Annotated in this window: 20 protein-coding genes and 1 pseudogene; 8 read left to right on the top strand and 13 right to left on the bottom strand. The window is 42.2% G+C overall.

Annotation, left to right across the window (positions count from 1 at the left end; all coding sequences use genetic code 11):
* Positions 1-30: 30 nt before the first annotated feature.
* The 5 genes and pseudogenes from ACGG81_RS11540 to ACGG81_RS11520 form a co-directional block, all read right to left on the bottom strand.
* Positions 31-228 (bottom strand): annotated as a pseudogene (locus tag ACGG81_RS11540) (GNAT family N-acetyltransferase); the annotation flags it as partial.
* A 110-nt stretch (positions 229-338) separates the two neighbouring features.
* Complete coding sequence (locus tag ACGG81_RS11535; RefSeq protein WP_390108447.1) at positions 339-1229, bottom strand: helix-turn-helix domain-containing protein; 891 nt, start codon at positions 1227-1229, stop codon at positions 339-341.
* 80 nt (positions 1230-1309) lie between these two features.
* Complete coding sequence (locus ACGG81_RS11530) at positions 1310-1777, bottom strand: hypothetical protein (RefSeq protein WP_390108444.1); 468 nt, start codon at positions 1775-1777, stop codon at positions 1310-1312.
* Between the two features lie 46 nt (positions 1778-1823).
* Complete coding sequence (locus ACGG81_RS11525; RefSeq protein ID WP_390108441.1) at positions 1824-2342, bottom strand: hypothetical protein; 519 nt, start codon at positions 2340-2342, stop codon at positions 1824-1826.
* Between the two features lie 87 nt (positions 2343-2429).
* Positions 2430-3038 (bottom strand): hypothetical protein, encoded by a 609-nt coding sequence (locus ACGG81_RS11520; RefSeq protein WP_270457309.1) that lies wholly within the window; start codon positions 3036-3038, stop codon positions 2430-2432.
* 716 nt (positions 3039-3754) lie between these two features.
* On the opposite strand from ACGG81_RS11520, the gene ACGG81_RS11515 reads away from it, so the two are divergent.
* The 6 genes from ACGG81_RS11515 (at position 3755) to ACGG81_RS11490 (ending at position 11130) form a co-directional block, all read left to right on the top strand.
* Positions 3755-5449: a proline--tRNA ligase gene (locus ACGG81_RS11515; RefSeq protein WP_016439801.1), complete on the top strand. Its 1695-nt coding sequence runs from the start codon at positions 3755-3757 to the stop codon at positions 5447-5449.
* Between the two features lie 202 nt (positions 5450-5651).
* Positions 5652-6044, top strand: coding sequence for a hypothetical protein (locus tag ACGG81_RS11510; RefSeq protein WP_119987473.1), 393 nt, complete (start codon positions 5652-5654; stop codon positions 6042-6044).
* Between the two features lie 18 nt (positions 6045-6062).
* Positions 6063-8117, top strand: a complete 2055-nt coding sequence (locus tag ACGG81_RS11505) for a heavy metal translocating P-type ATPase (RefSeq protein ID WP_390108438.1) — start codon at positions 6063-6065, stop codon at positions 8115-8117.
* A gap of 139 nt (positions 8118-8256) precedes the next feature.
* Complete coding sequence (locus ACGG81_RS11500) at positions 8257-8625, top strand: ArsR/SmtB family transcription factor (RefSeq protein ID WP_009263611.1); 369 nt, start codon at positions 8257-8259, stop codon at positions 8623-8625.
* A gap of 13 nt (positions 8626-8638) precedes the next feature.
* On the top strand, positions 8639-10507 hold the full coding sequence (locus ACGG81_RS11495; protein WP_390108435.1) for a heavy metal translocating P-type ATPase: 1869 nt from the start codon (positions 8639-8641) through the stop codon (positions 10505-10507).
* A 95-nt stretch (positions 10508-10602) separates the two neighbouring features.
* On the top strand, positions 10603-11130 hold the full coding sequence (locus ACGG81_RS11490) for a tetratricopeptide repeat protein (RefSeq protein ID WP_320853236.1): 528 nt from the start codon (positions 10603-10605) through the stop codon (positions 11128-11130).
* Between the two features lie 19 nt (positions 11131-11149).
* Here the strand turns inward: ACGG81_RS11490 and hflX are convergent, their stop codons facing one another.
* Positions 11150-12403: a GTPase HflX gene (hflX, locus tag ACGG81_RS11485; protein ID WP_119987462.1), complete on the bottom strand. Its 1254-nt coding sequence runs from the start codon at positions 12401-12403 to the stop codon at positions 11150-11152.
* 172 nt (positions 12404-12575) lie between these two features.
* Here hflX and ACGG81_RS11480 point away from each other — a divergent pair, with 172 nt between their 5' ends.
* Entirely contained in the window at positions 12576-13139 is a 564-nt protein-coding gene (locus tag ACGG81_RS11480) for a tRNA (mnm(5)s(2)U34)-methyltransferase (protein WP_390108432.1), read from the top strand.
* 45 nt (positions 13140-13184) lie between these two features.
* On the opposite strand, the gene ACGG81_RS11475 is transcribed toward ACGG81_RS11480, so the two are convergent.
* Complete coding sequence (locus ACGG81_RS11475; RefSeq protein WP_008977399.1) at positions 13185-14027, bottom strand: AraC family transcriptional regulator; 843 nt, start codon at positions 14025-14027, stop codon at positions 13185-13187.
* A 286-nt stretch (positions 14028-14313) separates the two neighbouring features.
* Between ACGG81_RS11475 and dapF the strand changes: the two genes are divergently transcribed.
* A complete protein-coding gene (gene dapF, locus ACGG81_RS11470) occupies positions 14314-15189 on the top strand; it encodes a diaminopimelate epimerase (RefSeq protein ID WP_008977398.1) in 876 nt (291 codons plus the stop codon).
* A 67-nt stretch (positions 15190-15256) separates the two neighbouring features.
* Here the strand turns inward: dapF and ACGG81_RS11465 are convergent, their stop codons facing one another.
* The 6 genes from ACGG81_RS11465 to ACGG81_RS11440 form a co-directional block, all read right to left on the bottom strand.
* Positions 15257-15607, bottom strand: coding sequence for a hypothetical protein (locus ACGG81_RS11465; protein ID WP_320853238.1), 351 nt, complete (start codon positions 15605-15607; stop codon positions 15257-15259).
* A complete protein-coding gene (locus ACGG81_RS11460) occupies positions 15594-16565 on the bottom strand; it encodes an ABC transporter ATP-binding protein (RefSeq protein WP_120092555.1) in 972 nt (323 codons plus the stop codon). Before ACGG81_RS11460 ends, ACGG81_RS11465 begins: the two co-directional genes overlap by 14 nt.
* Complete coding sequence (locus ACGG81_RS11455; RefSeq protein ID WP_120092558.1) at positions 16562-17581, bottom strand: ABC transporter ATP-binding protein; 1020 nt, start codon at positions 17579-17581, stop codon at positions 16562-16564. Before ACGG81_RS11455 ends, ACGG81_RS11460 begins: the two co-directional genes overlap by 4 nt.
* Positions 17582-17591: 10 nt before the next feature.
* Positions 17592-18509: an ABC transporter permease gene (locus ACGG81_RS11450; RefSeq protein ID WP_016439791.1), complete on the bottom strand. Its 918-nt coding sequence runs from the start codon at positions 18507-18509 to the stop codon at positions 17592-17594.
* A 14-nt stretch (positions 18510-18523) separates the two neighbouring features.
* Complete coding sequence (locus ACGG81_RS11445) at positions 18524-19486, bottom strand: ABC transporter permease (RefSeq protein WP_016439790.1); 963 nt, start codon at positions 19484-19486, stop codon at positions 18524-18526.
* A 95-nt stretch (positions 19487-19581) separates the two neighbouring features.
* Positions 19582-21324 (bottom strand): peptide ABC transporter substrate-binding protein, encoded by a 1743-nt coding sequence (locus tag ACGG81_RS11440; protein WP_390108428.1) that lies wholly within the window; start codon positions 21322-21324, stop codon positions 19582-19584.
* Positions 21325-22079: the final 755 nt, after the last annotated feature.

Raw genomic sequence — 22079 nt, 5'->3', positions numbered from 1 at the left:
GTTGTATTTTTTTGCTGTTTTTCTATCGGTATGCGCGAGAAAAGATTCATTCCATGCAGCAAGATCTATGGAACCAGTCGCCCACACATCCAGCTGCTGGCGGGAGTAGTCTTTTGCATTGACAGTGTGGACGGTTTCATAGAAAAGAATGCTGATTTCTTCACAGTCTTCGGGGGTGTAAGGTCTGAGTGTTATATGGCTGAAATGGTTTGCTTGTAGTTGTGACATAGGCGTAGAACCTCTTGTATCTAATAGAATATTTTTTGTATTGTAGCATGATGCAGTAGAGAATGAAATCATGCTACAGCAATCTCCTATTTTTTGAAGCGTGTATTTTTTTAGCGGCCATGCATCTTTTTCCAGAAAAAGACGCCGGAGATTACTGAAGGAAGACCGACCCAAAGTGCTACCGCACATAATGTGACAGTCTCAAAATCCGGGACAGTCAGTGTGCAGCCCAGATAGAGAAGCACAATCGGGATGGACAGATCATGAAGTACACGATGAGCTACATTCCAGGTATCTTCGTCGTGTACGGTCCATGGAAGTCGCAATCCGGTATGTCTGTTGAAGGGAAGTCTTGTCGATATCATGCCGGTAAAAAGGATAATGGCAGATACGAGCAGCATTGCAAAAAATTTCCCATCGGTATTGGAAAAAGGAAGGATGCCCATCTCGGACAAGGCAAAGGTTACAATACAGACAGTAAGGACGCCAATATTAAAAAGGGTTGTAATTCGAACGGCACCGAGTTTTTTTACGGAGGTTGTCGTGCGGGTGAGCAGAGCAGTATTCCGGTACAGAATGATGACTGCTGTCAGAAGGCAGGCAAAGGTCAGTAAAACGGAAACAATAGTATTGTCGATGATCAGTGCAAAGAGCATAGAAAGCATCGAGAAAAAGAGAATCAGATTCCGCTTTTGCTCGGCGCGGGAAGAAAGACTCCGTTCCTGCACTTGTTTGGCAAGCTCTTCATTGAGGCGAGCAAGTTCTATAGCAAGAGTTTCTGCAGAGAGGGATTCTGAACGTGGTTGTTCGTCGGTCCCAAGCAGTTCTGCAACAGAAATTCCCAACACCTCTGCGAGACGGATCAGAAGTTCCGCATCCGGTACGGAGAGATTATTTTCCCACTTTGACACAGTCTGCCGGACAACATTCAGAGGGATTGCCAGTTCCTCCTGACTCATTTTCTTCTCTTTTCGATATTTTTTAATTTGATCTCCTAACATATCGAAGTCTCCTTTCACATGTAGATTGATGTTCCACTGCCAGTATAAAAATCAGGGGAAGAAAAGGCAAGCAACGCAAGTTAACATGGAGGTTTTATCGTGGAAACTTCCGTGTTCAGGCGATAGTAAGTGTCATTCATCTGCATAATTTCCCCAGGGCTGATCGTTAATTTGCTTCCGTCCAAGAAGAAAATATGGTAGTAAGTGACCGCACCGGAAGAGAGGGCTTCCTTGCGCGAAATCTCCCCGTGAAAACGGAGTTGATGCATCCAGTCAGTGAAGGCAGAAATTTCTTCTTTGGAAAGGTTCTGTGAGGTGGGAGAATCCTTTCCACCCGTGATGGAAATACGCTCAATTTGTTTGATGTCGGAAATCTGGATCTTAGACAAATATTGTTCAGGAATTTTTGAAAAAGTAGTCGTATCTTCTCGTAGAGAGGAATCCTCAAACTGGCAGGCGGTTAGCGTAAGAAATAAAAATGCCAGAAGGAATGGAATGAAAAAGAAGCGGGGGAAATTTTTAAAAACTCCAGCGGATATTTTTTGCATGGAAGATCAGTCCTTTCGTATTATGAGGGAGAAGTATCATTGTCTGTTATGTTTTTTTGTATTTCCAGAACTTTTCACCACAGTGCGGGCAGCGGGAAGGAATCAGAAGATTACTTCCGGGAAGTCGTACGCATCGAATCTGCTTTTTTACACATAGATCATAGAGGTCAGGATTCTGTACAAATCTCTGTTTGGTTAGAAATGTCCGCGGCATGGTCAGAAGCGGAAGTTCACCGCCGCAATTCGGACATTTCCAGAAACGATGGTGCAGAATATCTGAGGAATATAGCAGGGCAGCGCTGAAAATTAGAGAAAGTAGCAGAGCGATGGAAATGATAAGCAGTAGAATCTTTGCCCAGTTGTGGTGTACTTGTCCGCCTTCCAGAAGAAGGAGGAATATACCTGCTGCGGTAAGCACAAAGAAAGACCGTTCCAAAAACTTTCCTGTTGCTACAAGGCGGGCACTCCGTAAATTTTGTTTGTTCAACTGCTCCTTCTGGAGCAAGACTGTCTCATTTTCGAGATAATTATAATCATGTTGTTGTCCGGATGACAATGCGAACACCTCCTTAATGCTGGATGATAAAGAATCAGTTGAAAAAGTGAAAGGGAAATTGGCATAAAAAATCAAAATAACTTCTGAAAGAGAAGATTAAGGACGTTTCCAGGAAGATTCAGAAATAGGCTGGAAAGTCAGAGGTATTTTCGGCAATTGAATCTTTGGATAGTAAGTCCGGATTGTTCTGAGAAATTCAGAACAATCGTACCGAAGGGAAATGGTTTCTTCACTGCCATCTTTTTTGACAAAGTGGATTACTGCATTCTGGTAAAGATTACCACGTTCCCGTTCATCGGAAAAATAGATTCGTTTTAGTTTTCGGCAGTCATAATAGCAAAGAGAAAAATCATTCAGAATGATAATTGCTGATTCTGTAAAAAAGAAACGGTTTCCAACGGTCTTTTGTAACGTCTGCAATGCTTTTTCTAATTTCGTGAGATCAGAGGAAGTAAGCATCTGGTATTTCCCGAGAAAATAGAGCAGCGTTGTCACCCCGATAAGTAACGTAAAAAATCCGAAGAGAATCGCTGTTTCGATGGATCCTTTGTGAAGCAAACGGATGGAAATAATTGTCATGAAGATACAGAGAATAATACTTCCTATGACTTTTGCATACCAGAATCGTAAAGTCTTTTGAAAGATTCGATAGACATTGGGATAGTTTTTCAAGTAGATGTGTTTCTTTTTTTCAGAGTTTTTCATGTTCGTTTTTTCCTTTTTTGCTTCTTTTTCCTTTTGTTTCTGTGTGGCTGCTTCTGAGGTATGGAGAATCAGAATGTGCCTCTCATTTGTTTGCCGGAGAAATCAATCAGTAGGTATGTGAAAGGATTTTGTCACTGGTTATGTAATGGAAGAGGGAGAAAATATCTTATATTAGATATAGAAATATCATATCATACAGACCGCATAAAGCAAATGGCGATATCGTCTATTCTATAAAAATCATGTTGTTTGCAAAGACAATCAGTGATATCTCTTCACAATTTGTCACCCATTCATTTCCCAATCAGGCAGTAGAAAAAGGATGACGAGAGAGCGGGCAAAAGCAGTACTATACAGCACATGGATGCCTAATTTTACCTCTAGGAAGGAAAAAGATTGGAAAAGAGATTTGGGTATTCAAGAATGAAAAATATGGCCGGGAAGTGTTCCAATGCAGCGATATTCGGCTGGAACTTCTTTCCGGGTTTTTCTTATTAGCGGCCGTGTTTTCGTTTTCAATGGAGGTGATTCAATGACATTTTATGTTCCGTATAATAAAAAAGTCTATGGATTCGCCACCCAGGAAGAAAATCTGACCATCTTTCTGGGAAAAATGAAAATTTACATATAGACAGAGGTGGTTTTCAAATCTCAGTTTTGCTATAATAGGTCTAAATGCAGTAAATGAGCAATTGATTATTGGAGGAAGGAAGTAAATGAAGTTAAGTAATTCGTATTTTTATACACTGCGGGAAAATGTAAAAGAAGAAGATAGTACAAGTGGAAATTTATTAGTGCGGGCAGGAATGATCAAAAAAAGCAGCAGCGGAATTTATATGATCATGCCGATGGGAAAACGTGTTCTGAAAAAGATTGAGGAAATCGTGCGGGAAGAAATGGATGCTGCAGGAGCGCAGGAACTGTTGATGCCGGCTATGATCCCAGAAGAAATTTATGAGAAAAGTGGACGTAGAGAGGCATTTGGTTCCAACATGTTTGCGCTGAAAGACCGTTATCAGAAGAACTATGTTCTCGGTCCGACTCATGAAGAATTATTTACGATGGCAGCTATGATGAAGGGAAGTTCCTATAAGGATTTTCCTTATAATCTGTATCAGATTCAGACGAAATTCCGAGATGAAACAAGACCTCGTTATGGTTTGATCCGTGTGCGTGAGTTTATTATGAAGGATGCCTATTCATTTGATATTGATGAAGCAGGCCTGCATGAATCCTATATGAAAATGTTCCACGCCTATCAGAATATCATGGAGCGCTGTAAGTTAAATTACAAGATTGTAAAAGCAGATACAGGAGCGATGGGTGGATCTTTATCCGAGGAATTTCAGGCAATTACAGATATCGGGGAAGATGTGATTGTCACCTGCGACGGCTGTGATTTCTCAAGCAATCTAGAAATTACAGAGGTGATTGATGTGAGTGAGCCGTCAGATGCAGAGGAACAGGTGATGGAGGTTGTGGAAACACCGAATGCACGCACGATGGAAGAAGTTGCTGCATTTTTCCATAAGTCTGTAAATGAATTTGTGAAGACACTGATCTATACGGTAGATGGAAAAACAATGGCATTTCTCTTAAAAGGAAATCGGGAATTGAATGAAACAAAAGTGTTGAAGCTTCTAAAGGCAAATGAAATGGAGCTTGCGCCGTTTGAGGAAGTGGAACGTGTTACACATGCAAAAGTTGGATTTGCGGGACCGGTTGGTTTAGAGTGTCCGATCGTTATGGACCGTGAGGTCACAAACATGAAGAACTTTATCGTTGGAGCAAATAAAACAGATCACCATATTGTTAATGTAAATCTGAAGGATTTTGAGGTGGAGATTGTTGCGGATATCGCACAGGTGCATGAGGGAGATGTCTGTCCGGTTTGCGGAAAGCCATTAAAATTCTGTAAGGGAATCGAAGTTGGAAATACGTTCAAGCTGGGAACAAAATATGCAAAGACACTTGGACTGGAATATCAAGATGTGGATAATAAACTTCATCCGGTGGAAATGGGCTGTTATGGTTTTGGTTTGGAACGCTGTATGGCGGCAATTGTAGAGCAGCACAATGACGAGGCTGGAATTATCTGGCCGGCAAGTGTAGCGCCGTTTGAGGTTGCAGTGGTCGTTGTATCCAGCAAAGATGAAGAGCAGATGCGTATTGGAAATGAATTGTATGAGGCATTGAAAAAAGAAGGCATTGATGTACTTCTGGATGATCGAAAAGAACGTCCGGGTGTAAAATTCAAAGATATGGAACTGATCGGGATCCCATATCGCATTACTGTCGGAAGAGGTATTCAAGAGGGGAAGGTAGAATTCCGTGCCAGAACAGCAGCAGAGAATCGTGAGATTGCCTTGGGTGAAGTGATAAAACTGGTAAAAGAAGAATTACAGAAATAAATTTGAAGAAATCAGATGAGGGACAAGCAGTTAGTTTTCGGATTAGCTGCTTTTCTTATGGTTTTTGACCAACAGTTTCTGTCAGTCATGTGTAAAACAAAAAGATAAAATAAAAAATAGGAGATAAGCCTTGACAAAATGATTGAAAAATGTTTATATGAACATATGAACAGTTATTCATATGTTTAGGAGGTGCTTACGCATGAAAATAGAGGAAAGAACAAAAAAAGACAGAGAGACAGAGCTGACAGAATCTGTTGACAAAGAGATTCATGAACACTGTGGGGAACATCATCATGAGCATACACATTCCCACCATGAGCATGGAAAAGCTTGTGGCTGCGGAGGAGATCATCATGATCACGAGCATACACATTCCCACCATGAGCATGGGAAAGCTTGTGGCTGTGAAGGAGATCATCATGATCACGAGCATACACATTCCCACCATGAGCATGGGAAAACTTGTGGCTGTGAAGGACATCACCACGCACATTCCCACCAGAACAAGGAGAATGAGGATAACAAAGAAAAGTCTATTTCATCACATAGAAAGGGTAGAATACAGACGTATCTGCTTGATAATCTTGGATGAGCGAACTGTGCTTCCAAGATGGAAGCAAGGATACAGGCGCTGCCTGAGGTGAAAGAGGCGACAATCACATTTACGACAAATCAGCTTCAAGTGGTCACGGAAGGTGACAAGGACCTGCTGGAGGAATTTCAGAAGATCTGTGCTGCGATTGAGTCTGAAGTGATTGTAAAAAGGAAGGTATCGGTAAATAAGAAAGAAGAAAAGAAAAAGAGGGAGCAGGAACAGCAGGAAAAGAAAAGAGAACAGAAACGGGAACGCATAGAAATTGTAGCAGGAGCGGGATTGTTTCTTGCGGGAATTTTGTTGAAGGACAAATACGAATTATTTTCTACCATCTTATTTGTGAGTTCTTATTTGGCGCTTGGATGGGAGATTCTGCTTACTGCGGGAAAAAATATTTGTAAGGGAAGAATGCTCGATGAAAATTTCCTGATGAGTATTGCAACACTTGGTGCATTTGCAATCCAGGAATATGCAGAAGCAGTCGGAGTCATGCTGTTTTACCGGATTGGAGAGATGTTTGAGCATATTGCTGTGGAAAAGAGCCGTGGACAGATCATGAGCGCGGTTGATTTAAGACCGGAAGTAGTCAGCCGGGAACAGAATGGGGTGACAGAAGTCATTCCGGCAGAGCGGGCACAAGTCGGAGATCTTTTGATCGTGCGGCCGGGAGATCGTATTCCGCTGGATGGTACAGTACTAGATGGTGAGAGCAGGATCGATACTTCACCGGTAACCGGGGAACCAGTTCCGGTCAAAGTTGAGAAAGGAGATTCTTTAGTATCTGGATGTGTCAACACATCAGGTTTGTTGAAGATGCGTGTAGAAAAGGTATTGGAGGATTCCATGGTGACAAGAATTCTGGATTCTGTAGAACATGCAGCTGCTAGCAAGCCGAAAATTGATAAGTTTATCACAAGATTTGCAAGAGTCTATACGCCGTTTGTTGTGGCGCTTGCTCTTGCGACGGCGATTCTTCCATCACTTGTCACTGGAAACTGGAGCTACTGGGTGTATACGGCGCTGACTTTCTTAGTTATTAGTTGTCCATGTGCGCTTGTACTGAGTGTGCCACTTGCCTTTTTCTCTGGAATCGGAGCAGGATCTAAGAGAGGAATCTTATTCAAAGGTGGTGTTGCAATCGAGGCACTGCAAGGAGTAAAGACCGTTGTCATGGATAAGACGGGAACAATCACAGAAGGAAATTTTGTTGTGCAGAAATGTGTGGCAAATGAAATGGAAGAGGAAGAATTACTCCGTCTTGCCGCAGTCTGTGAGAAGAATTCCACTCATCCGATTGGAACAAGCATTCTTTTGGCAGCAGAAGAGAGAAAGGTGTCTGTTCCTGATCCGGAACGGATCACAGAAATTTCCGGAAAAGGAATTGAGGCAGTTTTGGATGGCAGACAGATTCTTTGTGGAAATCAGAAGCTGATGGAACAGTATCAGGTAGATTTGACAAATGGTCCAAAGGGGTCATATGGAACGGAAGTACTTGTTGCAGTTGACGGAGAATTTGCGGGATTTCTTGTGATCTCTGATACGATTAAAAAAGATGCTGTCTCGGCGGTACAGGAACTGAAACGGCAGAAAATACGCACTGCAATGCTGACAGGAGATGCAAAGGAAAGCGCGGAAGCAGTAGCAGAGCAGACAGGCATTGATGAAGTGCATGCAAGACTTCTGCCAGAAGAAAAGTTAGGTGAGCTGACAAAAATCCGAGAGCAGAATGGTTCGGTAATGTTTGTCGGGGACGGAATCAATGACGCACCAGTACTTGCAGGAGCGGATGTCGGAGCAGCGATGGGAAGCGGAGCCGATGCAGCTATTGAAGCTGCTGATGTGGTGTTTATGACTTCTTCGATGGAGGCAATTCCGGCATCGCTGGAGATTGCGCGAAGTACAAACCGTATTGCGAAGCAGAATGTTCTGTTTGCATTGGCAATTAAGGTCGTTGTTATGGTGCTTGGGCTGGCAGGATTTGCGGATATGTGGCTGGCTGTGTTTGCGGATACAGGAGTTGCAATGCTCTGTGTACTAAACTCCATCCGTATTTTATATAAGAAAAAATAGAAATATATCAGGAGGAAGTGATGCGAAGTGGAAATCCATGGAAGCAGCACTTCCTTTTCTGTGAAATGTAAGAAAAGTATTGACAAACAAAATCAAAGTGAACGATAATGAAACAGAAATGAAGGAGATAGATATCATTATGAAGAAAATAGAGGAAGCGGAAGTGGAGCAGTGCGAGCTAAAACATGTGCACGAGAAGACGGTGGAAAAAGTGAAAAAGGATATGCCTGTGGAAGATGAACTGCAGGATCTTGCAGATTTTTTTAAAGTCTTTGGAGATCTGACAAGAGTAAAAATGCTTTATGTGCTATTTCAGTCAGAGATGTGTGTCTGTGATCTTGCTCAGGTACTTCAGATGACACAGTCTGCAATTTCGCATCAGCTGCGTGTTTTGAAGCAGATGAAGCTTGTGACAAACAGAAGAGAAGGAAAAACCGTGTTCTATTCGCTGGCGGACAGCCATATCAAAACCATTATGAATCAGGGAATGGAACATATTCGTGAGTAAGAGGAGAGCGAAAGTGGGAGGAATCAGAGCAGTCAGAAGAAATATGTTACTGACAGGAATCGGGGCAGCAGCGTTTTTGGGAGAACTGGTGTTTTTAAAGAAAATGGATCTTACGCTGCAGCAGGAAGTTATTTTGTTTGCGGCGACTTATATGATAATCGCAGCTGGTGTGGTGGAAAAGACTGTGCGGAGTTTTTGTAAGAAGCGGATTTTTAATGAATATCTGCTGATTCTTATTGCGACAGCATGCTCTTTTCTTATTTTTCAGTATGTAGAAGGCATTTCTGTTTTATTATTGTTTCAGATTGGTTCGCTTCTTGAAGAAGTCATGCTGTACCGATCAAAGAAATCTATTGCAAATATGATGGACATTGCCCCGGAGTTTGCAAATCGAAAGAGTCATGAGCAGGAAGTGCAAGTGGAGCCATCGGAACTGGAATGTGGCGATATCATTTTGATCCGTCCGGGAGAGAGGATTCCGGTGGACAGCAGAGTGTTATCAGGGGAAAGTATGGTTGATGCCAAGGCACTGACTGGAGAGTCTCTTCCGCAGACTGTGACGGCAGGGGCGATGCTATATAGTGGCAGCATTAATCTGACCGGGGCGTTGGAAGCGGAAGTGGTAAAGAAATATGAAGATTCTACGGCTGCGAAGATTATGGCGATGGTGCGGAAAGCCAATGATACGAAGACAGACAGCGAGCGGACGATCACAAAGTTTGCGTCGATTTATACGCCGATCATCATGTTGGCGGCAGCTCTTTTGGCGATTGTTCCGCCAAATACATTTGCAGAAGGTGACTGGTACACATGGATCTACCGCGCGCTCACATTTCTGATTGTTGCGTGCCCGTGGGGGATTGTTATTTCAATTCCGCTGACCTTTTACGGAGGAATCGGAGCGGCAGCAAGACAAGGTGTAATGATCAAAAGCAGTCATCAGCTAGAACTTCTGACAAAGGCAGATACGTTTGTGTTTGACAAGACCGGAACACTGACCGAGGGAGTGTTTGAAGTAAAGAAAATTCATCCGGAGGGAATGACGGAAGAAGAACTTTTGGAGCTGACAGCATATATCGAGTACTTTTCGAATCATCCGATTTCTATGTCACTGCAGAAAATGTATAAAAAGGAAGTAGAGAAACAGCGGATCGAGGTAGTTCAGGAAATTCCGGGACAGGGGATCTATGCTCTGATTGATGGGAAGGCGGCATATGCAGGAAATCGAGAACTTTTAAGGGAACTGCGGATTGCTGTTCCAAAAGTGCGTGCAGCAGGTACGATCGTGTATGTTGCACTCGATGGAGTTTATGCTGGATATATTGTGATCGGTGATACGTTGAAAAAAGAAGTGCGGGAGACGATGGATATTCTGAAAAGGCGGTATCATAAGGAATTGGTCATGCTGACAGGGGATAATGAGATTGTAGGAGGAGCTGTTGGCAAGTTGCTGAACATGGATCACATTTATACGAATCTGCTTCCGGCGGAAAAGGTTGAGAAGGTAGAGGAGTTTATTGATTCTCAGCAGGAAGATGAGAAGTTAGTGTATGTCGGTGATGGTATCAATGATGCTCCGGTATTAAAGCGGGCGGATATCGGAATTGCGATGGGAACACTTGGAGCTGCTGCGGCGGTGGAAGCGGCAGATATCGTTTTGATGGAAGATGATCCGTCGATGATTCTTGTAATCCTCAGGATTGCAAGGGAGACAATCGGAGCAATCCGACAGAATGCCGTGCTGTCAATCGGCATGAAATTGATTTTACTGACCTTGGCGGCAACGGGGTTGATCTCTATGTGGACGGCGATCACCGCAGATGTGATCATTATGCTGGTTACATTATTTAATGCGCTGTGTCTGCTGAAATATCCGGGATAGGGAAAATGTCTGCAAGTTGTCAGGAAAAGAAAGAATATGGGGAATCCACAGCATGACGAAATGTATGTGGAAAAATAATGAATCAGGGAGGAATTGTGTTGAAAAGTAAAAAATGGGCGCTGTGTGTGCTGGTATTTATGCTTCTAGTTTTTGCCGGATGTACCAGAGCGACGGAGGAAGGTATGGAACTGTTTGAGCAGAAAAAATATGATGAGGCACTGGAACTTTTTCAAAAGGAAGCAGAGTCAGGGGAGGAGCAGGCAGAGGCATACTTAGGAATGGGACTTGTCTACTGGGAACAGCAGAAATATGAAGAGGCGAGAAATGCATTTCAGAAAGCATTGAATGCAGGTACAGAAAAGACGGGGACACTCTATAATCTGCTGGCTTCCTGTGAGATGCAGCTTGGCGATTATCAGAGTGCACTGAATCATTATAATCTTGGGTTACAGTCAGAGGGAAACAGTGCAGAACTGACACAGGAAATGGAATTTAATCAGATTGCCGCCTATGAAAAATTGTATGATTGGGAGAGTGCAAAGGCAAAGATAGAAGAATATATTGCAAAATACCCTGACGATGAAGCGGCAAAGAAAGAAGCAGAATTTTTGCGGACAAGATAAAAATAAGAGGCAGTGGAGATTACTCCCTGCCTTCTATTTTTCCATAAAGTTCTTTTGGGACAAATGCGTGGACAAAGATGCCATCTTCCCGGTATTCTTCCTCCAAAAGTTCTCCGTATTTACGGATCAGCTGGATCTTTCCGGCATCGGCGTAAGAATAGGTTCTTGAAATTTCAATCTTTCGTTCGCGCAGAATCTGTTCAATGACAGATTGCAGGGTATCCAGTCCTTGACCGGTCCGCGCAGAGATATTTACGATGTGATCTGCCTTGAAATCACGGATGATCGGAACTTCTGTCAGTCGATCCTGCTTGTTGAAAGCGGTGATGACCACTTTATCTTTGACATCCAGATTTTGTAGTGTCTCGTAGACGGTATACATCTGTTCATCCATCTGTGGGTTGGAAACATCGACTACATGTAAGATCATATCTGCATATTTCGCTTCTTCTAATGTACTTTTGAATGCTTCAATCAGATGATGAGGAAGTTTTCGGATAAATCCGACGGTATCTGTCAGAAGCACTTCCTGACCGCTTGGAAGTTTCAGTCCTCTGGTCGTTGGATCTAAAGTGGCAAACAGCTTATCCTCCTCAAGAACACTGGCTCCGGTCAGACGATTTAGCAGTGTGGATTTACCTGCATTTGTATAGCCGACGATAGCGATGACCGGGATATGATTGCGGCTTCGTTGCTCACGGGTCACTTCCCGGTGCCGTTTGACATCTTTTAACTCACGGTTTAGCTGGGCAATGCGTCCTTTGATCAGACGGCGGTCCATTTCAAGTTTTTTCTCTCCGGGACCTCTTGTACCGATTCCGCCGCCGAGTCTGGAAAGTGATTTTCCAAGACCAACCAGGCGGGATTGGCGGTATTTCAGCTGTGCAAGTTCCACCTGAATTTTACCTTCATTTGTAGAGGCGCGTTCTGCAAAGATGTCAAGGATGATCAAAGTGCGATCCATGACTTTTGTATCCAGTGCATCCTGGAGATTTCCAAGTTGTGCAGGAGAGAGCTCATCATCACAAATGATTCCAGTGGCATCTGTCTCCCAGAGGAGATTTTTAATTTCATCCAGTTTTCCCTTGCCGACGTAAGTGCCAGGGTGGATCTGCTCCCGGTTCTGGATAATCCGTCCAACTGTCTCGGCCCCGGCAGTCTGTGCCAGTTCTTCCAATTCATCCAGTGATTTTTCTGTATCTTCATTGTCATCTGCTTGCACACCGACGAGGATGACACGTTCTTTTGTTTCCTTTAAATCGTATAATTGCATAAAAGTCCTTTCTGCCCGAAGGAGGGCAAATTGATATAGATATATGTATCATAACATAGATTGAGGTTCTTTGTAATGTTTTTCCGCAAGATGCTCAAAAGTAGGTGACGGTATTTCGAATCAATAGTATAATGCATGTATAAATTTTGAAAAAGGGAAAGCGGGGATAAAGATGAAGAAATATCAGATTACCGAATGGTGCCATCATTTTATCGGAGGGCATGTGCTGGAAGGGGATATTTGTATCGATGCGACTGCTGGCAATGGGCATGATACCCTTCTTCTGGCAGAGCTTGTGGGAGCATCGGGAAGCGTCATTGCTTTTGACATCCAGGAGCAGGCGGTACAGGAGACAAAAAGAAAGATAGATGCATGTGGATATGCAGAACGGACAGAAGTTGTGCTGGACAGCCATGTGCATATGGGAGCTTACGCAAAGGAAAATACAGTCAGCTGCATCACGTTTAATTTCGGCTATCTGCCGGGAGGAGATCATACACTTGCGACAAAGGCAGATACGAGTGTGCAGGCGATCGAGGAAGGATTGCGACTATTGAAGAAAAATGGGTTGATGAGTCTTTGCATTTATAGTGGAGGGGACAGTGGATTTGAAGAAAAAGAGCGGATTTTAGCTTACCTGAAAGAACTTGATCCGAAGAAATATCTTGTGATCGTCAGTGAATACTATAATCGCCCGAATCATCCTCCGGTTCCGGCATTTGTGATTAAATTATAGAGACGTTATTTTTTAGCAAGGAGCGTCTCATTGCCGGAACGAAAGTCAGAGGGTATCGCGAATCTGTCTGGGAGATTCTCCAAAGTGAGATTTGTATGCACGCGAGAACGTGGAATAGTTTTTAAATCCGCAGTCGTAACACGCCTGAGTGATTGGCTCTCCGGAGGCAATCAGTTCTTTGGCGAGCAGTAATCGTTTGTAATTGATGTAGTTTCCAATCGTATATCCGGTCTCGGCTTTGAACAGACGCATCATATAGTATTTGCTGACATAAAATCTGGCAGCGAGATCATCAATATTTAAGTCTGTGGTCAGATTCCGGTTAATATACTGGAGAAGTTCCACAACTTTTGTATTACAATGGTCTGTGTCGATAAATTCCAGCTGTTCATTCAAGGTTGCACGATTCAGATGAATCATAAATTCCAGAAAGAGAATTTTCTGATAGAGCGTATTGGCGTATCCGACATCGGAAAATGAATGTTTCAGATTGTCAACGGCGCGCACTAGCGTGTTTTTTGCGTGGGAGTGTGTCCGAAGTACGTTCGTATGTTCTTTTTTTGCCTTTTGAAAGCACTCGCTGAGGTCATAATCTGCCGTCCGGTAAGTATTGATAAATTCCGGGGAGATGTAGACGACGATTCGTTCATATGGTTCCGAATCTTGTACGTTTAGCTTATGGATATCATTGTGGCTGACAAGGACGATGTCATAAGGCTGGAGTTGGTAAGATTTCCCCTCAATCGTGTACTGGACATTTCCTTTCAGAAAAATTGTGATCTTATCAAAGTCATGATAGTGATATTCAAATTCTTTGGAAGCGGTGTCCGTCAGGTAAAACAGGCGGAAATCGCTGTATAAGTATCCTTTTTTCTCATAAGTTTCCATAAAGGCAGTCTCCTTGTGTTCGATTTTCAGCTAGGAAACAGTGTGTTGCATCGCACGGGTCAGAGGATTCCTAAAATTATTTTTCCTGTTTAGAGAGAGAAAGAATATCAACAAATCATTTCCCATATAGTAATAGCAGATCATAAAAAATCAATTGTACTACGGTTGTGCTTCATAGCTGTTACGATGATTATACAGCACTATCTGCAATATAGAAAGCACTATTTCTATATTATTACGGAATAATGCTTGTTATGATGAAGAAAAAGGAGGCGCGGTTACAGTGATGAATATTGTGTTGGAAAAATATCATGGATTGGGAAATGATTACTTTGTATTTGATCCGAATAAAAATGAGTTAAAGCTGACAAAAGAGAATGTCCGAATGATCTGTGACAGAAATTTTGGGATGGGTTCGGATGGAATTCTCGAAGGACCTATTTTTCAGGAAGATAAAATTTATGTGAAAGTATGGAATCCGGATGGAAGTGAAGCGGAGAAAAGTGGAAATGGAGATCGTATTTTTGCAAAATATTTGAAGGATGCCGGATACATTCAGAAGAAGCATGTAACCTTCTACACACTGGGCGGAGCGATTCAGGTAACATATCTGAATGAGGATGGAAGCAGGCTGCGCGCTTCGGCAGGAAAGCTTTCTTTCTGGAGTGATGAGATTCCGGTAACGGGAGAGCGCAGAGAAGTCATCAATGAAGACATGGTATTTGGAAGAACTTTATATCCGGTTACTTGTGTGTCAATCGGAAATCCGCATTGTGTGATCCCGATGCGAGAGATTTCTAAACCACTTGTCTGTAAGATTGGTGATTATGCGGAGATTGCCAGATATTTCCCAAATAAGATCAACACACAGCTATTAAAAGTGATTGACCAGGAGAATATCCAGATTGAGATCTTTGAAAGAGGAGTCGGTTATACATTGGCATCCGGAAGTTGTGCGTGTGCAGCAGCGGGCGTTGCATATAAGCTTGGCATGACAAATCCAGGTGTGACGGTTCATATGCCGGGCGGAAAGCTTCAAGTAGAGATTCAGGATGACTGGGAAGTATTTGCAACAGGGGAAGTATTTTATATAGGAAAGATTTCATTGAGCAACGAGTTTGGCGAGCGATTAAGAGCTGCGGCAAGCATAGAGGAACGGTAGAGGCTTAGATGAAATTGATAGAAAGTTTTATGGGGCAGAATGCATTTTGATTCTGCCCCAAATTCTCTTAAGATACGACTCTTGTGACAGCATCTGCACAGGAGGCAAAGAGGATGAAGATCACTGCAATCGTTCCGATTACACTTTCGTAGTTTAATTTTTTGAATTTTTCCCGCCACCGAGAATGTTTGTCGATTTTGGAAGATTTCTTTGTCAAAATACTTCCGGCGACTAAAAACAGTGAGATTCCACTGAGGATACACATGCCGCTGCGCCACACTTGGAATGCTTCCGGCAGAGAGAAGCCTTGAAATAGGAATCCTCCGGTCAAAAGCAACAGTGAAACGGCGATGGATAAAATCATACCATATTTTCCTGCAGAGAGAAAGTCGGTCAAGTATTCTTTATTTTTCATCATATAAATGACAGGCCACCTGATGTCCGTTGCCGATATCTTTTAAGGTAGGCATGCATTGTGAACAGATTTCTTTTGCATACTTACATCTTCCTTTAAATCTACATCCCGGCGCAGGGTTTACAGGGCTTGGCACATCCCCTTCCAGTTTGATTCTTGTTTTCTCTCGTGCGATTTCTACTTCTGGATCCGGGATTGGGATCGCGGACAGCAGTGCTTGTGTGTATGGATGAAGTGGATTTTTGTATAACTCCTCAGAGCTTGTGATCTCCACCATAGAGCCTAAGTACATTACAGCAACACGGTCAGAAATATGTTTTACCATAGATAGGTCATGTGCGACAAACAGGTAAGTCAGATCCATTTCTTTTTGCAATTTGATCAGGAGATTGACAATCTGAGCTTGAATGGATACATCCAGTGCGGAAATAGGTTCATCCAGTACAAGAAATTTAGGTTCAACAGCGAGTGCTCGTGCGATTCCGATTCGTTGTCTCTGACCACCGGAAAATTCGTGAACAAAACGGTTTGCATGTTCTTTGTTTAATCCGACAAGATCTAGGTAGTGGTAAATTTTTTCACTTCGCTCTTTTTTGTTTGAAGTCATATGATGGATATCAAGTCCCTCTGCAACAATATCTGCAACCGTCATACGAGGGTCTAAGGAAGCGTATGGATCTTGAAAGATCATTTGAGTTTCTTTTCGGAAATTTAACTTTTCTTTCCCCTTTAGTTCATGGACATTTTTTCCTTTATAAAGAACTTCTCCGAATGTTTTATTATATAATCCGATACAAGTACGTCCGCAGGTTGTTTTGCCACAACCAGATTCGCCGACGAGTCCAAGTGTTTCCCCTGGAGCAATTTCAAAAGAAACATCATCGACTGCTTTTAATGTAAGTCCTTTTCCGACTTCAAAATATTTGCATAAATTTTTTACTTCTAATACATTCTGGCTCATAGTGATTCCTCCACTCCAAATGGTTGATTTTCTTTTGGCGCCATCGGATGGTGCAGCCAGCATGCTGCCTGATGTCCATTTCCAAAATCAGTTACTTCCGGTGCCTCCTCACAGCAGATTTCCATGCAGTAAGAACATCTTGTACAGAAAGGGCATCCTTTCGGGGGTGAGATCAGATCCGGCGGCGTTCCTTCGATAGAAGCCAGTTCCTGTTTATTAGAAAGGTCCAGACGAGGAACCGCTTTTAATAACGCTCTTGTATAAGGATGTTTTGGGTGATAGAAAATATCTTCCCGGCTTCCTCTTTCCACAATTTTTCCTGAGTACATCACTACAATCCGTTTTGCAATGTTGGCTACTACACCAAGATCGTGAGTGATCAAGATGACAGCAGTATTCATTTTGTGCTGAAGATCTTTGATCAGATCCATAATCTGAGCCTGAATCGTAACATCCAATGCAGTTGTTGGCTCATCCGCAATCAGAAGATTCGGCTGACAGGCAAATGCGATTGCAATCATTGCTCTTTGGCGCATTCCGCCGGAAAATTCGTGTGGGTATTGCTTGACACGACCTTCAGCATTTGGGATTCCAACCATTTTCAAAAGGTTCACCGCTTCTTTGTATGCTTCAGCTTTTGTCATTTTCCGGTGCATCATTAAATTTTCTACAATTTGTTTTCCGACAGTCATAGTCGGGTTCAGAGATGCAAGAGCATCCTGAAAGATAATAGCGACTTCCCCGCCGCGGTATTCACTTAACTCTTTTTTGTCCATTTTCAGAACATCTTTGCCTTTGTATAAAATCTGGCTTCCGTCTTTGATTTCTCCGGGTGGAGTTTTTATCAGGCGCATAATAGATTTTGCGGTTACAGATTTACCGCAGCCGGATTCTCCAACGATTGCGACAGCTTCGCCTTCTTCTACATCGAAGGAAACACCGCGGACAGATTGTACTTCTCCTGCGTAAGTATGATAGGATACGCGCAGATTTTCGATTTCTAATATTTTATCCATTGTTTTCCTCCTACTGACGTAATCTCGGATCCAGAGCATCTCTCAGACCGTCTCCGAGTAAGTTGAATGCAAGCACGATGATACACAGAACAAGTGCCGGATAGAAGATCTGATATGGATACAGATCCAGAACCGACTGTCCATTTGAAATCAGCACACCAAGACTGATGACAGGTTCTTTTAATCCCATGCCGAGAAAGCTCAAAGATGCTTCCGTAAAAATGTAGCTTGGAATGCTTGTGGCAACATTCAGAATTAAAATACTCAATGTATTCGGAATCAGATGCTTACGAATGATCCACGAAGGATTTGCTCCAAGTGTTTCGGCAGCCATGACGTATTCAGATTCTCTGAGCTGCATGATCATACCACGCATTTGTCTGGCTGTGCCGCACCAGGAAGTAAGGCACATGGCAACAAGAAGCGCTCCCATATTCTGTCCAAGCACCATCATGATCAGCAGTGTGAGCAGAAGAGAAGGAATGGATGTAAGGATTTCTACAATTCGCATCATGACTTCATCGAGCCATCCGCCAAAATATGCCATGATTCCACCGTATGCGCAGCCGACGACGATCTGAATGAAAGTACACGCAATCGCAACGATCAGAGAAGCACGCGCACCGACACAGACACGGCTGAAAAGATCTCTTCCAAGGATATCAGTACCAAACCAGTGTGTGCCATCGGCAGGTTTGTTCTTCATAACTGCATTGATTGAGACATATTCCTCGCCACTGATCGTTGGACCAAGTGTGATAAAAAGGACACATGCCAGCAATAAAATCATAGAGAAAACAGCAATTGGATTTTTTCGAAGTCTTCTCCATGCATCCTGCCAGTAAGTTACAGTAGGACGCACAATGGCATCAGAATCAAAGCGGCTTCTGTCGACCGGTCTAAATTTTTCTTTTGTTAATTCAGCCATTTTCTTCCCCCTCCCTATTTCTTGCCGCCGCTGATACGGATTCGCGGATCGACTACGGTATACAAAATATCTGTCAGAAATACAACTGCAATATATAGTGCTGCAGTAATTACTGTCTGTCCCATGACGATACAGACATCCCTGCCGCTGATTGCTTCGACATAGTATTTTCCAAATCCCGGTATTACGAAGATTTTTTCGATAAAATAAGATCCGGTAATACACATTGCCACACTCATCGGAAGATTAGTGATGACTGGGATGAAAGAATTCCTAAGTACATGTCTGCGGATGACTTTTCCTTTGGAGAGACCTTTGGATTCCGCAGTGAGAATATATTCCTGGTTCATAACATCCAACATGGATGTTTTTAACAGGCGGGCATAGGATGCGATGTAGACAAAACATCCTGTCAGAGTAGGGAGAATCGTATACTCCCAGCCGCCAAACCACAGGGTGAAAAGATCTCCTTTCGGCCATCCGATCGTCGGGAATAAGTGTAGGTTTCCGGCAAAGACTTTCTGAAGCAGGATACCAAAGACGAGATGGGGGACGGAAATCAGGAGGATTGAGAAGAACACAATGGAATAATCAATCCATGTTCCCTTTCTCGTTGCGGCCAGAATACCGAGCAATAATCCAAGGCCTACACCGAGGAGCATCTGCTGGATACCGAGTCGTGCAGAGACAGGTCCTTTCGTTTTAATAATGTTGGAAACCGTCTCTCCTTCATAGATGACGGATTCACCAAAATCTCCTTTTAACATTCCTTTCATTGTGATTCCATAACGCTCAAGAAGTGGTTTGTCAAGACCATATCGCTTGTAAAGGTTGACACGGACTTTTTCCGGCAGTTTATCTGCTCTTGCAGTGAGGGCATCCCCCGGCACTGCAGCCAGTAAAAAGAAAGTTCCAGTCGCGATGACGAACAGCGTAAATAACATCTCGACGAATCTTCTTATTGTATATTTAACCATACTGTATTTCCTTTCTCTTTTATGGTGTGTCTAATAGATTCCAATGGAAAAGAGGTTCGCCAGAGAACCTCTTTTCTTGGACATTTTTGCTGTTGCTATTTGCCGGAAATATATGCGCGGCTGAATTCATATGCACTTCCAAAAGTTGGGAAGCTCATGTCTTTTACATAGCTTTGTACGAAAAACTGTTTGTTAGAATAGAAAATCGGTGCGATACCAGCTTGTTCATTGATCAGATTGTTCTCCATTGCCACATAGGTTTCGGCACGTTTTTCCATATCGCTTTCTTCGGCAAGAGAATCAAACATTTTGTCAAATTCTTCATTCGAATATCCACCCATGAATTTTGCATATCCACTTCCTGTATTAAACAGTTCCATAAAAGTCATAGGGTCGTTGTAGTCACCATTCCATCCCATGAAGACAAGATCGTAGCGGTTGCTATTTCTCTCATCTACGAAAAGGGAAGTGTCGGCACAGATATTCACGTTTACTTTTACACCGAGTCTGTCTTCCCAAGTCTGTTTGAAGTATTCCTGGATTGCCTGATCCTGGACGGTTGTTCCGGAGGAGATGATAGTCAGCTCGACATCTTTGAGATCTTTATCGACACCGGCTTCTTTCATACCTTCCTTGAACATTTTCTGAAGTCCTTCGTTATCGTCTTTGTACTTGTCGTAATCAGCTTTTAATGGTTCTTCCCCTGCCACTGTGCGGAATTCTTCTTCTCCTACGAGCATTCCAGCAGGAATCAGACCATAAGCAGGAATATTGATACCACTGTATACAACTTCATTCATTTCTTCTCGGTTGATTGCAAGAGAAAGTGCCTTTCTGCATTTTGCATTGTTCATAAGACCGGAAAGTCCTCCTGTGTGCTGATTGAAGCACATATAGTTACAGCTTGGTGATGTTTTAGAAATGTTTGCAAGCTGTCCGCTTTCAGTAAGTTTCTGCCACTTTGCAATATACTCGGAGTTTGCTTCCACAGCATCCAGTTCTTTGTTCTCGATCAGAATGGATTTTGTAGAATCTTCCGGAATCTCTTTCAATGTAACTTTTTCTAAATGTACATTTTCAGCATCCCAGTATTCTGGGTTTTTCTCAAGAACGATCTCATTTCCTTTTGTGTGATCTGCAATTACGAAAGGTCCACAGAATACATGAAGTTTATAGTCTGCATTATATTTTGTTTGATCTCCGGCTTTTTCGATTATATCAAGACGGACTGGATCAAAACAAACATTTGTAAGTTTTTTGATGAAGAACGGGATGTTTGCACGAAGTTTGATTTCAAGTGTTTTATCATCGAGTGCTTTTACCCCGATATCATCGGCAGAAGCTTGTCCATCGTAATATGCCTCAGCATTTTCGATATCATATGCCATGAAAGAGTAGGAAAATCCATTTTCAGGATTTAACAGTCTTTTGATTGAGTCTACATAATGCTGGGCAGTGACTGGCTGGCCGTCAGACCATTTGTAGTCACGCAGTTTGAATGTGTAAGTCAGACCATCGTCAGATACTTCATAGCTTTCACATCCGGCATTTTCTACGACATCATTTCCATCTTTGTCGCTGAATACACGGAATAACCCTTCCTGGACATGGTTTAAAAGAATAAATTCGTTATAATTCCTTGCATCATTGACATCGAGTACTTTGCAGTCTACGTTGTTTAACACTAATTCCTGCTTTTCGTCTGGTTTAGCTTCGCTGGAGGATTCAGCTGTTTTCCCGGAAGATTTCTCTTCGCTGTTTCCGCCACCACAGCCAGATAAAATTGTTGCGATCATCATGGATGCCATCGCCAGTGCTGTCAGTTTTTTCCATTTCATACCTTTTCCCTCCTAAATTTAGAAAAATTTAATTATAATAAAGTTATTATAAATTTACAGGCTTTTGTTGTCAACAAATAATTGCATTTTTTAATATTTTTCTATAAATTCAGAATAAGATATCGATTTATCATAAATTAATAAAAGTGAATCATGTATATACAATATTTTTTGCGAGGAATGGAAAGTTTTTAGATTGATCTTCGTGAGCAGTTGAGTGTGACGCTAATCTGTGGCTGGATGTTTCAAAATTTTACTGTATGGATCCTTTTCTTTCCTTATTTAATGGGGTAATAATATATTGGGGGAATTGGATGGGACAGAGTGCTTTTAATAAGAAATTTAGAAGTTTATTCATATAGAAAGCGAGGGAGATTGTTTTAAGTTATATTTTGTAAAAATTAGGCTGATAAACGAGAGAGAAAATTACAGTCAAAGTCAGTTTTTTGAATTATTAGAAATCTTTTCTTGCAAAAATTTGGAAACTCTCTGAAATTATTGAAGGAATATCTGGATGTGGCATCAGAAAAATCCTATGTTTTTTGAAATGTAGAAAAATGATACAATATAAGAGTGAATAAATATTTATAAGGAGAAAAGCTAGAAAAATACTTGTGAGATCAATGCGATTTTCGTAAAAAATCTACTATATGAAGAATATGAAAATCATATATACGAGAATATAGGCAGTAGATGCATAGACAAAAGAAAAGGAAAAAGGGGTAGATGAAATACAAAATATATAAAAATACTAA

Origin of the sequence: Faecalimonas umbilicata (assembly GCF_042846195.1) — a bacterium.
Taxonomy (GTDB): domain Bacteria; phylum Bacillota; class Clostridia; order Lachnospirales; family Lachnospiraceae; genus Faecalimonas; species Faecalimonas umbilicata.
The sequence above is the reverse complement of the archived record's forward strand: the minus strand, read 5'-3'. Positions and strand labels throughout refer to the sequence as shown.

What these genes read in the sequence shown, in the direction of transcription:
- ACGG81_RS11535 (WP_390108447.1), bottom strand. Translation starts at nt 1,229, where the DNA reads ATGTTAGGAGATCAAATTAAAAAATATCGAAAAGAGAAGAAAATGAGT.
- ACGG81_RS11530 (WP_390108444.1), bottom strand. Translation starts at nt 1,777, where the DNA reads ATGCAAAAAATATCCGCTGGAGTTTTTAAAAATTTCCCCCGCTTCTTT.
- ACGG81_RS11520 (WP_270457309.1), bottom strand. Translation starts at nt 3,038, where the DNA reads ATGAAAAACTCTGAAAAAAAGAAACACATCTACTTGAAAAACTATCCC.
- ACGG81_RS11515 (WP_016439801.1), top strand. Translation starts at nt 3,755, where the DNA reads ATGAAGTTAAGTAATTCGTATTTTTATACACTGCGGGAAAATGTAAAA.
- ACGG81_RS11510 (WP_119987473.1), top strand. Translation starts at nt 5,652, where the DNA reads ATGAAAATAGAGGAAAGAACAAAAAAAGACAGAGAGACAGAGCTGACA.
- ACGG81_RS11505 (WP_390108438.1), top strand. Translation starts at nt 6,063, where the DNA reads ATGGAAGCAAGGATACAGGCGCTGCCTGAGGTGAAAGAGGCGACAATC.
- ACGG81_RS11500 (WP_009263611.1), top strand. Translation starts at nt 8,257, where the DNA reads ATGAAGAAAATAGAGGAAGCGGAAGTGGAGCAGTGCGAGCTAAAACAT.
- hflX (WP_119987462.1), bottom strand. Translation starts at nt 12,403, where the DNA reads ATGCAATTATACGATTTAAAGGAAACAAAAGAACGTGTCATCCTCGTC.
- ACGG81_RS11480 (WP_390108432.1), top strand. Translation starts at nt 12,576, where the DNA reads ATGAAGAAATATCAGATTACCGAATGGTGCCATCATTTTATCGGAGGG.
- ACGG81_RS11475 (WP_008977399.1), bottom strand. Translation starts at nt 14,027, where the DNA reads ATGGAAACTTATGAGAAAAAAGGATACTTATACAGCGATTTCCGCCTG.
- dapF (WP_008977398.1), top strand. Translation starts at nt 14,314, where the DNA reads ATGAATATTGTGTTGGAAAAATATCATGGATTGGGAAATGATTACTTT.
- ACGG81_RS11465 (WP_320853238.1), bottom strand. Translation starts at nt 15,607, where the DNA reads ATGATGAAAAATAAAGAATACTTGACCGACTTTCTCTCTGCAGGAAAA.
- ACGG81_RS11460 (WP_120092555.1), bottom strand. Translation starts at nt 16,565, where the DNA reads ATGAGCCAGAATGTATTAGAAGTAAAAAATTTATGCAAATATTTTGAA.
- ACGG81_RS11455 (WP_120092558.1), bottom strand. Translation starts at nt 17,581, where the DNA reads ATGGATAAAATATTAGAAATCGAAAATCTGCGCGTATCCTATCATACT.
- ACGG81_RS11450 (WP_016439791.1), bottom strand. Translation starts at nt 18,509, where the DNA reads ATGGCTGAATTAACAAAAGAAAAATTTAGACCGGTCGACAGAAGCCGC.
- ACGG81_RS11445 (WP_016439790.1), bottom strand. Translation starts at nt 19,486, where the DNA reads ATGGTTAAATATACAATAAGAAGATTCGTCGAGATGTTATTTACGCTG.
- ACGG81_RS11440 (WP_390108428.1), bottom strand. Translation starts at nt 21,324, where the DNA reads ATGAAATGGAAAAAACTGACAGCACTGGCGATGGCATCCATGATGATC.